The sequence below is a fragment of the Curtobacterium sp. MCBA15_001 genome (assembly GCF_001864835.1).
GTDB lineage: Bacteria > Actinomycetota > Actinomycetes > Actinomycetales > Microbacteriaceae > Curtobacterium.
Window position 1 is genome coordinate 73,244 of the sequence record NZ_MJGI01000007.1, and the last position, 10,396, is coordinate 83,639.

A 10,396-nucleotide genomic window follows, 5' to 3' on the forward strand; every position below is an offset into this window, starting at 1 on the left:
TCGTTCTCGGGGGGCGTGGTGGTGCTCACGCTGCCAGCTCCGTTCCTTCTGGTAGCTCTCCGGCCATCATCAGGCCGAGGACGTCGCGGGGAGTGTCCGCGGGGACGATGCCGATGACCGCACCGCGGTACATCACGGCGATCCGGTCGGCCAGGGCCACGACCTCGTCGAGCTCGGTCGAGACCACGATGACGGGGACGCCGGCGTCGCGGGTGGCGACGATGCGCTTGTGGACGAACTCGATCGAGCCGACGTCGATGCCACGGGTGGGCTGTGCGGCGACGAACAGACGGAGCTCGCGGCTGAGCTCGCGCGCCAGGACGATCTTCTGCTGGTTGCCGCCGGACAGCCGACCGGCCGCGGTCGCGCGACCGGGCGTGCGGATGTCGAACTCGGCGATCTTCTCGTCGGCGAACGCGTCGCGCTCGGCAGCGCGGATGGTGCCGGCGCGGACGAACTCGCTGTGGTCGGCCCGGTCGAGCATCAGGTTCTCGGCGATCGTGAACTCGCCGACCAGGCCGTCCTCCTTCCGGTCCTCGGGCACGAAGCCCACGCCGGCGTCCAGGACCTGCTTGACGGTGCGCCCCGTCAGCTCCTTGCCGTCGAGCGTGATGCGACCGGAGCGGACCGGCTCGAGGCCGATGATCGCCTCGGTGAGCTCGGTCTGCCCGTTGCCCTGCACGCCCGCGACAGCCAGGACCTCGCCACGGCGGACCGTGAACGACACGTCGTCGACCAGCACGATGCCGTTCGGGTCGGTGACGGTGACGTTCTGCACGACGAGGGCGTCCTCGCCGCCGGTCGCGGGCTCCTTGTCGACGACGAGCGACACCGCTCGACCGACCATGAGCGCCGCGAGCTCGTTGTTCGTCGCGGTGGGCGATGCCTCGCCGACGACCTTGCCGAGTCGGATCACCGTGATGCGGTCGGCGACCTCGCGGACCTCACGGAGCTTGTGGGTGATGAAGACGATGGCGGTGCCGGCCGCACGGAGCTGGCGCATGATGCCCATCAGCTCGTCCGTCTCCTGCGGGGTGAGGACGGCCGTGGGCTCGTCGAACACCAGCACCGAGGCGTCGCGGGACAGCGCCTTGATGATCTCCACACGCTGCTGGACCCCGACGGGCAGGTCCTCGACCCGGGCGTCGGGGTCGACGTCGAAGCCGAAGCGCTCGGAGATCTCGCGGACCCGTCGGCGGGCACCGGCCAGGTCGAGCCGACCGCCGAACGCCGTCTCCTCTTGTCCGAGCATCACGTTCTCGGCGACGGTGAACACGGGCACGAGCATGAAGTGCTGGTGCACCATGCCGATCCCGGCACGCATCGCGTCGCCGGGGCCGTCGAAGTCCTGGACGACGTCGTCCAGCAGGATCTCGCCCTCCTCGGCCTGGTACATGCCGTAGAGCACGTTCATCAGGGTGGACTTGCCCGCGCCGTTCTCGCCGAGCAGGCAGTGCACCTCGCCGGGTTCGACGGTGAGGGAGATGTGGTCGTTGGCGACCAGGGGGCCGAACCGCTTGGTGATGCCGCGGAGTTCCAGCTTCATGTCGGTGTGTACGTTCCTGTCGGGAGTGCCGGGAGCGCGCGGATGCGGGCGGAGGAGTGCTCCCCCGCCCGCACCGAGCGTCGTTACTTGACGGTCGCCTCGGTCTTGACCGTGATCGAGCCGTCGATGATGCCCGACTTGATCTTGTCGAGCTCGCCCTGCAGACCCGAGTCGACCTTGGACTCGTAGTCGTGGAACGGCGCGATGCCGACGCCGTCGTTCTTGAGCGTGCCGACGTACGGGGTGTTCGAGTAGTCGCCCTTGGCGGCCTGCTCGACGACGTCCTTCGTGGCGGGGCGCATGCCCTTCTCGACGGAGGTGAACGCGATGTCCTTGTAGCGGGGGTCGGCCTCGTACAGGTCGCTGTCCGCACCGATCAGGACGGAGCCGTTGTTCGCGTCCTTGATCGCCTCGGCTGCCGACTGGTAGATCGGACCACCGACGGGCAGGATCACGTCGGCGTTCTGGTCGAGGAGCGTCTGCGCGACGGACTTGGCCTGCGTGCCGGCCTCGAAGCCGCCCGTGAAGGAGCCCTTCTGGCTGTCGACGTCCCAGCCGACGACCTTGACGTCCTTCTTCTTCTGGTCGTTGTAGTACTTCACGCCGTCCGCGAAGCCGTCCATGAAGATCGTGACGGTCGGGATCTGCATGCCGCCGAACGTGCCGACGACGCCGCTCTTGGAGTACGACGCGGCCGCGTAGCCTGCGAGGAACGCCGCCTGCGAGGTGTCGAACGTGATCGGCTTGACGTTCTTGGCGTCGATCGAGTTGTCGTCGATGATCGCGAAGTCGGTGTCGGGGTTCGCTGCGGCCTGCTTCTTCGTGGCGTCGGCGAGGTTGAAGCCGACCGTGACGATGAGCTTGCAGTTCTGGCCGATCAGCTGCTCGATGTTCGAGTCGTAGACCGTGGAGTCCTTGGACTCGGCCGACTTGTACGTCGCGCCGAGGTCCTTGGCGGCGTCCTGCAGGCCCTCGAAGCCGAGCTGGTTGAACGACTTGTCGTCGAACCCACCGGAGTCCGACACCATGCACGGGCGGAAGCTGGTGGACTTCGCCGACGAGCTGTCGGACGGAGCGGCGGAGCAGCCGGCGAGGACGGCGACGGTGCCGACGAGTGCGAGGCCGCTGAGTGCGATCTGACGGGTGCGGGATGACACGGGTGGGTTCCTCCGGGGAGTTCGGCCCGGTCACTGCACCGGGCGATCGTGGCGACAGTACACGACCGCCCGGCCGGTACAGAACGCCCAGGAGGGCCCCTGCGGATCGGTTACGGGATCGCGACCGCGCCGAAACGCGGCCGTAACGCAGCGGCCTCCGATCGGCACGGATCCGCGACTTTCGTGATGGAGCGCTACAGGACGTCGTCCCGGCCGGAGATCTTCAGAGCATCCACGACACCCTTGACCCGTTGGGCGTTCGCGCTCGTCGTCACGAGGAGTGCGTCCGGGGTGTCCACGACGACGATGTCGTCGACCCCGATGAGCGAGATCAGGCGCTGGCTGTGCGACACCACGATGCCGCTCGACGAGTCCGCCAGGATGCGGGCGCCGTCGCCGAGCACCGCCAGGTGGTTCGCCAGCCCGCCGGACTGCAGCTTGGCGAGCGAGGCGAAGTCGCCCACGTCGTCCCAGTCGAAGTCCCCCGGCACGACGGCCAGACGTCCGGCGGCCGCGGCCGGCTCGGCGACCGAGTAGTCGATGGCGATCTTCTTGAGCGCTGGCCAGACGGCGTCGACGACCGCACCGCGCGAGGACGTGTCCCACGCGGCTGCGAGTTCCTCGATCCCGGCCAGCAGTTCGGGCTCGTTCCGGCCGATCTCGGCGAGCAGCACGTCGGCGCGCGAGATGAACATGCCGGCGTTCCAGAGGTAGTTGCCGTCGTCCAGGTACGCCGTCGCGGTGTCCAGGTCCGGCTTCTCGACGAAGGACCGCACGGTGTGGGCCTGCGGGGCGGAGTCGATGCCGAGCGAGTCGCCGACGTGGATGTAGCCGAACCCGATCGCCGGCTCGGACGGGGTGATGCCGATCGTCGTCACGTACCCGGCACGGGCTGCCGCGACGGCCTCGGCCACCGAGCGCCGGAAGCCGCGGGCGTCGCCGATGACGTGGTCGGCCGCGAACGAGCCGATCACGACGTCGGGCTCGCGCTTGTGCAGGATCGCCGCCGCCAGGCCGATGGCCGCGGTGGAGTCCTTCGGCTCGCTCTCGAGCACGACGTTGTGGTCCGGCACGCCGGGCAGCTGCGACTCGACGGCGGCACGGTGCGCGCGACCGGTGACGACCATGATCCGGCCCTCGCCCGACAGCGGCGCCAGTCGGTCCCACGTCTGTCGCAGCAACGAGGTCCCCGAGCCGGTCAGGTCGTGCAGGAACTTGGGTGCGTCGGCACGCGAGAGCGGCCAGAGGCGCGAACCGATGCCGCCGGCGGGGATGATCGCGTAGAAGTCGTCGAGAGGAGCAGCCACGCGGCCAACCTATCGTCGCGTCGCCCGTCTTCCTGGGTGCCGACCGGACCTGTGGCGGGAAACCGCACGAGGTCGGCTGGGACCCACCAGCACGCTGCACGCATCGATCGCGGTCGCCGCTGCACGACCTGTTCACCCCCGGCGTGCGCGCCGTTCACCGCGCGGCCCCACTGCCCGACACGTCGAACGCCCAGCATGGACATCGCCATGAACGCACGCAGCGTGGAGCGCGGCACGTCCCAACGGACCGTCGCCGTCGTGACCGAGAGCTTCCTGCCCACCCTCAACGGCGTGACCACGAGCGTCCTCGCCGTCCTGGACCACCTGGGACGCCGCGGCCACCGCGCGGTCGTCATCGCCCCGGACACGCCGGGCCTGGCGGGCCTGCGGTCCCGCTCGCAGCTCGAACGGTACCGCGGGTTCGACGTCCACCGCGTCCCCGCGGTGGCCTACCGGCAGTTCCCGGTCGCCCTGCCGCACCCCGTCCTCGACACGATCCTCGCCGCCTCCGGCGCCGACGTGCTCCACGCTGCCAGTCCGTTCCTGCTGGGTGGGCGCGCGATCACCGCGGCCGGGAGGCTCGGCATCCCCTCCGTCGCCGTGTTCCAGACCGACGTGGCCGGGTTCGCCCGCCGCAACGGCCTGGCAGCGACCGCTCCCCTGGTCCGCAAGGTGCTCGGGCGCATCCACGCCGGCGCCTCGCTGACGCTCGCGCCGTCGTCCGCCACCGCGGCGATGCTGCTGGAGGACGGCGTCCCCCGGGTGGCCCGGTGGGGTCGCGGGGTCGACACCGCCCTGTTCCACCCGTCCCGCCGGTCCTCGGCCGCGGTCCGCGCGCTGCGGCGGCGACTCGCTCCGCGCGGCGAGACCATCGTGGGCTACGTGGGGCGGCTCGCACCGGAGAAGGAGGTCGAGCGGCTCGCCGAGCTGGGCGGCATCCCCGGCATCCGGATCGTGGTCGCCGGTGGTGGACCCTCCCGTCCGGCCCTGGAGCGACGGCTCCGACACCTGGACGCGACCTTCACCGGCCCGCTGCGCGGCGACGACCTGGCCGACACCTACGCGGCGCTCGACGTCTTCGTGCACACCGGTCCCGCCGAGACCTTCGGCCAGACCCTGCAGGAGGCGCACGCGTCCGGCCTGCCGGTCGTCGCACCGGCATCGGGCGGCCCCCTCGACCTCGTCGCCCCCGGCCTCGACGGCGAGCTGTACGACCCCGAACGCCCCCAGGCGCTCCGCGCGGCGGTCCTCGGGCTGCACCTGGACCGCGAACGCGCGGCCCGGATGGGGTCGGCGGGCCGGCTCCGGGTCGAGGGCACCACGTGGGAGGCCGTCGGCGACGAGCTGCTGGCGCACCACGACACGGCCCGGAACATCGGCGCGCCGCCCGCGGCACGCGGGGTCCTCACCGGGTGGAACGAGAAGGTCAGCGGCCGGTCGTAGGATGGAGTCGTTCCACACGAGCACGTCCTGGTGACACCCGGACGTGACGGCAACGGCTCGCCGATCAGCGGGCCAGTCCCACGGAAGGACACGCTCATGGCCGAGCAGACCGCAGCGGGTACGACGACGACCGTCGCCCCGTCGGTGTCGATCGAGGCGCCGCGCACACCACGGACGCCGCAGGGCACCCTGTACCGCGGCAGCGTCGGGATGTGGTCCTGGGTGCTGCACCGCATCACCGGGGTGGCGATCTACTTCTTCCTGCTGGTGCACATCCTCGACACGGCGCTCGTGCGGCTCTCGCCCGAGGCCTACAACGCGGTCATCGGCACGTACAAGACGCCGATCATGAACCTCGGCGAGATCGCGCTCGTGATGGCCATCGTGTTCCACGCGTTCAACGGGCTGCGGATCATCCTGGTCGACTTCTGGTCCAAGGGGCCGAAGTACCAGCGCGCGATGTTCTGGGTCGTCCTCGTGCTCTGGGCCGTGGCGATCGCGGGCTTCCTGCCGCGCCAGCTCATCAACCTCGTCTCCGACTTCCACTAGGGGTGCACCGATGACCACACAGACCATCGAGCCCCCGCGCTCCGCCGCTGCCGCCCGCCGCACCACCAACTGGGAGAAGTGGGGCTGGATCTACATGCGCGGCTCGGGCATCCTGCTCGTCGTGCTGATCTTCGGCCACCTGTTCGTCAACATGGTGGCCGGCGAAGGCGTCAAGCAGATCGACTTCGCCTTCGTCGCCGGCAAGTGGGCCAGCCCCTTCTGGCAGGTGTGGGACACCCTCATGCTCTGGCTCGCGCTGATCCACGGCTCGAACGGCATGCGCACGATCGTCAACGACTACGTCGCCAAGCCCCGGATCCGCAAGACCCTGCTGGTCGCGATCCTCGTCGCGTGCGTGCTGCTCATCGTCCTCGGCACCCTGGTGTGCTGGACGTTCGACCCGTGCCCCGCCGGCGCCGCCGCAGCCGACCTGCCGTCGTTCTGCCCGGCCCAGTAGCCGCGACGACGACCGCCGCACGACTTCCCCCCTGCCGATCGACCGAGAGACATCCTTGAGCGACATCACCGTCCACCACCACCAGTTCGACATCGTCATCATCGGCGCGGGCGGCGCAGGTATGCGTGCCGCGATCGAGGCCGGGCCCAAGGCGAACACCGCCGTGATCTCCAAGCTCTACCCGACGCGCTCGCACACCGGTGCGGCGCAGGGCGGCATGGCGGCTGCGCTGGCGAACGTCGAAGAGGACTCGTGGGAGTGGCACACCTTCGACACGATCAAGGGCGGCGACTACCTGGTCGACCAGGACGCGGCCGAGATCCTCGCGAAGGAAGCCATCGACGCGGTCATCGACCTCGAGAACATGGGCCTGCCCTTCAACCGCACGCCCGAGGGCAAGATCGACCAGCGCCGGTTCGGCGGGCACACCCGCGACCACGGCAAGGCCCCGGTCCGCCGTGCCTGCTACGCCGCGGACCGCACCGGCCACATGATCCTGCAGACGCTGTTCCAGAACTGCGTGAAGCTCGGCGTCAACTTCTTCAACGAGTTCTACGCGCTCGACCTCATCATGGTCGACGTGGTCGGCGACGACGGTGTCACGCGCAAGCAGCCGGCCGGCGTCGTCGCGTTCGAGCTGTCCACCGGCGAGCTGCACGTCTTCCACGCCAAGGCGATGATCTTCGCCACCGGCGGGTTCGGCAAGATGTTCAAGACCACCTCGAACGCGCACACCCTGACCGGCGACGGCGTCGGCATCGTGTGGCGCACGGGACTGCCGCTCGAGGACATGGAGTTCTTCCAGTTCCACCCGACCGGGCTGGCCGGGCTGGGCATCCTGCTGACCGAAGGCGCCCGCGGCGAGGGCGCGATCCTGCGCAACGCCTCGGGCGAGCGGTTCATGGAGCGCTACGCCCCGACCATCAAGGACCTCGCCCCGCGTGACATCGTCGCTCGCTGCATGGTGCAGGAAGTGGCAGAGGGCCGTGGTGCCGGGCCGAACAAGGACTACGTGCTGCTCGACTGCACGCACCTGGGCGCCGAGGTGCTCGAGACGAAGCTGCCGGACATCACCGAGTTCGCGCGCACCTACCTGGGCGTCGACCCGGTCGTCGAGCCCGTGCCCGTCATGCCGACCGCGCACTACGCGATGGGCGGCATCCCGACGAACGTCCGCGCCGAGGTGCTCTCCGACAACGACTCCGTCGTGCCGGGCATGTACGCCGCCGGTGAGTGCGCCTGCGTCTCGGTGCACGGCTCGAACCGTCTGGGCACGAACTCGCTGCTCGACATCAACGTGTTCGGCAAGCGCTCGGGCAACAACGCCGCCGAGTGGGTGCAGACCGCCGAGTTCCTGCCGCTGCCGGAGGACCCCGCGGCGAACGTCCGCGGCATGCTCGAGCAGCTCCGTGCGTCCACCGGGACCGAGAAGGTGGCGCTCCTCCGCAAGGAGCTGCAGGAGGAGATGGACAAGAACGCGCAGGTGTTCCGCACCGACGAGTCCCTCGCCCGCGTCACCGAGACCATCCACACGCTGCGTCAGCGCTTCACGCAGGTCGCCGTGCAGGACAAGGGCAAGCGGTTCAACACCGACCTGCTCGAAGCCGTCGAGCTCGGGTTCCTGCTCGACCTCGCCGAGGTGGTCGTCTACTCCGCCCGGAACCGCAAGGAGTCCCGCGGCGGTCACATGCGCGACGACTACCCCAAGCGCGACGACGAGAACTACATGCAGCACACCATGGCCTACCTGACGGGCGACCCGCACTCGTCCCTGGCCGACGACCACATCACGCTCGACTGGAAGCCCGTCGTCGTGACGCGGTACGAGCCGATGGAGAGGAAGTACTGATGACCGACACCCTGGTCTCCGACGCCCCCCGTACCGACACCGTGCAGGCGGCCCCTCCCGGATCGTTCCCCGTGACGATCATCGTCCGGCGCTTCGACCCGGACGTCGACGACGAGCCGCGCTGGCAGGACTTCGACGTCATGATGCTGCCGACCGACCGCATCCTCGACGCCCTGCACCAGATCAAGTGGGAACAGGACGGGTCCCTGACCTTCCGGCGCTCCTGCGCGCACGGAGTGTGCGGCTCCGACGCGATGCGCATCAACGGGCGCAACCGTCTGGCGTGCAAGACGCTGATCAAGGACCTCGACGTGTCGAAGCCGATCTACGTCGAGGCGATCAAGGGCCTGCCGCTCGAGAAGGACCTCATCGTCGACATGGAGCCGTTCTTCAAGTCGTTCCGCGAGGTCCAGCCGTTCCTGCAGGCGAACTCGACGCCGGAGAAGGGCAAGGAGCGCGTGCAGTCCGTCGCCGACCGTGCCCGCTTCGACGACACCACGAAGTGCATCCTCTGCGCCGCGTGCACGTCCTCCTGCCCGGTGTTCTGGACCGACGGTCAGTACTTCGGCCCGGCCGCGATCGTCAACGCGCACCGGTTCATCTTCGACTCGCGCGACGACGCCGCCGACGTGCGCCTCGACATCCTCAACGACAAGGAAGGCGTGTGGCGCTGCCGCACGACCTTCAACTGCACCGACGCCTGCCCCCGTGGCATCCAGGTCACCAAGGCGATCTCGGAGGTCAAGCAGGCCGTCATGCGAGGTCGGGCATAGGTCGCACCGGTAGGCTCCGGCACATGACGTTCGCGGACACGCGCCCCATCCTCGACCAGCTCGGATACACGATCCGGTACGTGCAGCTCCCCGGGGAGACCCTGCACGAACCGCCGGTTGAAGGAGCTCTCCGCATCGTGCCCGCCGACGGCACGGACAGCTTCGCGCTCGAGGTCGTCGACTACGGCACCGCCCGACGCCTGGCGACGGTGCGTGGCGAGGACGACGCGGTCGAGATGCTCCGCCGCTTCCTGAACCGGCCGTTCCCGGCGCCGCGTGACCTCCCCCGTCACGAGCTCGACGGGCTGCGGGACCGTGCCGCCTCGACGTACCCGCAGCTCGCACAGCAGGTCTCCCAGGCGGGCCCGGACGGCCTGACGATCCAGATCCCCGCTGGGGTGCCGGTCGACCGGGTCGGCGGGCCGGACGGCTACCTGCTGCACCCGCTCGACACCCCGATGCCGGCACGCTCCCTGCCGCCGCACGTCGCCGCTGCCCCCGAGGTGCACCGCTACGTCGTCGACCGCCCCTTCCTGGTGTCGGTCCGCTTCGTGCAGCCGTGGTTCGACCAGCCCGGTGGGGCCCTGCGTTTCCAGATCGCCGACGCCACCACGACCATCCGTGACCTGGTGGTCGACGGCGCGCTGGTCCGCGTCCGCGCCGTCTGATCGGTCGCACGGAACGACCCGCTCCAAGGAACGACCCGCCCAGCGACGACGAAGGGCCCCGGCACACGCCGGGGCCCTTCGTCGTCGGTCGGTCGTTCAGCCGAGGTCGGGACGGTCGAACCGCTGCCCCTCCGGCTTCGAGCCCATCAGCGCGAAGACGAGCAGGATGATCGCGCCGACGAACGGGATCAGTCCGAGGAAGTAGAACGGTCCCGGCAGGTTGGCGTCGTGCAGGCGCCGCCAGTACAGCGCCAGGCTCGGCACCAGGATCGCGAGGCCCCACAGCGCGATGAGGATCCCCGCGATGACGTAGAGCACCGACGGCGACGTCATCACCGCGGTCTCGGCGTAGCCGTTCGACACGGACTGGTAGCTGGACGTCGCAGCGCCGATGCCGAAGATGGTGTACAGCACCGCGAGCACGACGAAGTTCGTCAGCGCCCACCACCAGAACTCGCTGCGGCTGGCACGTCCGTCGAAGCGTGCGTACTTCTTGAAGAACCGCTTGACGGCGTTCGGCAGCGCGATGCCGTACCACGGTGCCCACAGCGGCGGCTCGCCACCGGGCCCGGTCGGTGCCGGAGCGCCGTACTGCGGCGTGTGCCCCTGCCCCGGCTGGGCGTACGGGTTCGGCTGGCCGGCGGGCT

10 protein-coding genes are annotated in these 10,396 nt (G+C 69.7%); 6 read left to right on the forward strand and 4 right to left on the reverse strand.

The genetic code is table 11. The annotated features are described in order from the left end of the window. Nucleotides 1-25: 25 nt before the first annotated feature. From BIU90_RS04105 to BIU90_RS04115, 3 genes are all read right to left on the reverse strand, one after another. Nucleotides 26-1,546 (reverse strand): ABC transporter ATP-binding protein, encoded by a 1,521-nt coding sequence (locus tag BIU90_RS04105; RefSeq protein ID WP_071298970.1) that lies wholly within the window; start codon nt 1,544-1,546, stop codon nt 26-28. A gap of 83 nt (nt 1,547-1,629) precedes the next feature. After that, a complete protein-coding gene (locus BIU90_RS04110) occupies nt 1,630-2,703 on the reverse strand; it encodes a BMP family protein (RefSeq protein WP_071298971.1) in 1,074 nt (357 codons plus the stop codon). A gap of 194 nt (nt 2,704-2,897) precedes the next feature. Continuing rightward, nucleotides 2,898-4,010 carry a mannose-1-phosphate guanylyltransferase gene (locus BIU90_RS04115; protein ID WP_071298972.1) on the reverse strand — a complete coding sequence of 371 codons (1,113 nt, stop codon included), beginning with the start codon at nt 4,008-4,010 and terminating at the stop codon, nt 2,898-2,900. 207 nt (nt 4,011-4,217) lie between these two features. On the opposite strand from BIU90_RS04115, the gene BIU90_RS04120 reads away from it, so the two are divergent. From BIU90_RS04120 to BIU90_RS04145, 6 genes are all read left to right on the forward strand, one after another. Then, entirely contained in the window at nt 4,218-5,453 is a 1,236-nt protein-coding gene (locus tag BIU90_RS04120) for a glycosyltransferase family 1 protein (protein ID WP_083403692.1), read from the forward strand. Nucleotides 5,454-5,549: 96 nt separating this feature from the next. Then, nucleotides 5,550-6,002 (forward strand): succinate dehydrogenase, cytochrome b556 subunit, encoded by a 453-nt coding sequence (sdhC, locus tag BIU90_RS04125; protein WP_083403680.1) that lies wholly within the window; start codon nt 5,550-5,552, stop codon nt 6,000-6,002. Between the two features lie 10 nt (nt 6,003-6,012). Further along, on the forward strand, nt 6,013-6,459 hold the full coding sequence (gene sdhD / locus BIU90_RS04130; RefSeq protein ID WP_071298974.1) for a succinate dehydrogenase, hydrophobic membrane anchor protein: 447 nt from the start codon (nt 6,013-6,015) through the stop codon (nt 6,457-6,459). A 37-nt stretch (nt 6,460-6,496) separates the two neighbouring features. Beyond that, the gene (sdhA, locus tag BIU90_RS04135; RefSeq protein ID WP_071298975.1) at nt 6,497-8,308 is read left to right on the forward strand and encodes a succinate dehydrogenase flavoprotein subunit; all 1,812 of its coding nucleotides are present in this window, start codon (nt 6,497-6,499) and stop codon (nt 8,306-8,308) included. Beyond that, on the forward strand, nt 8,308-9,081 hold the full coding sequence (locus BIU90_RS04140; RefSeq protein WP_071298976.1) for a succinate dehydrogenase iron-sulfur subunit: 774 nt from the start codon (nt 8,308-8,310) through the stop codon (nt 9,079-9,081). Before sdhA ends, BIU90_RS04140 begins: the two co-directional genes overlap by 1 nt. Nucleotides 9,082-9,104: 23 nt before the next feature. After that, nucleotides 9,105-9,749, forward strand: a complete 645-nt coding sequence (locus BIU90_RS04145; protein ID WP_071298977.1) for a TNT domain-containing protein — start codon at nt 9,105-9,107, stop codon at nt 9,747-9,749. Between the two features lie 96 nt (nt 9,750-9,845). Here the strand turns inward: BIU90_RS04145 and BIU90_RS04150 are convergent, their stop codons facing one another. After that, nucleotides 9,846-10,298, reverse strand: a complete 453-nt coding sequence (locus BIU90_RS04150; RefSeq protein WP_071299037.1) for a DUF805 domain-containing protein — start codon at nt 10,296-10,298, stop codon at nt 9,846-9,848. Nucleotides 10,299-10,396 lie beyond the last annotated feature (98 nt).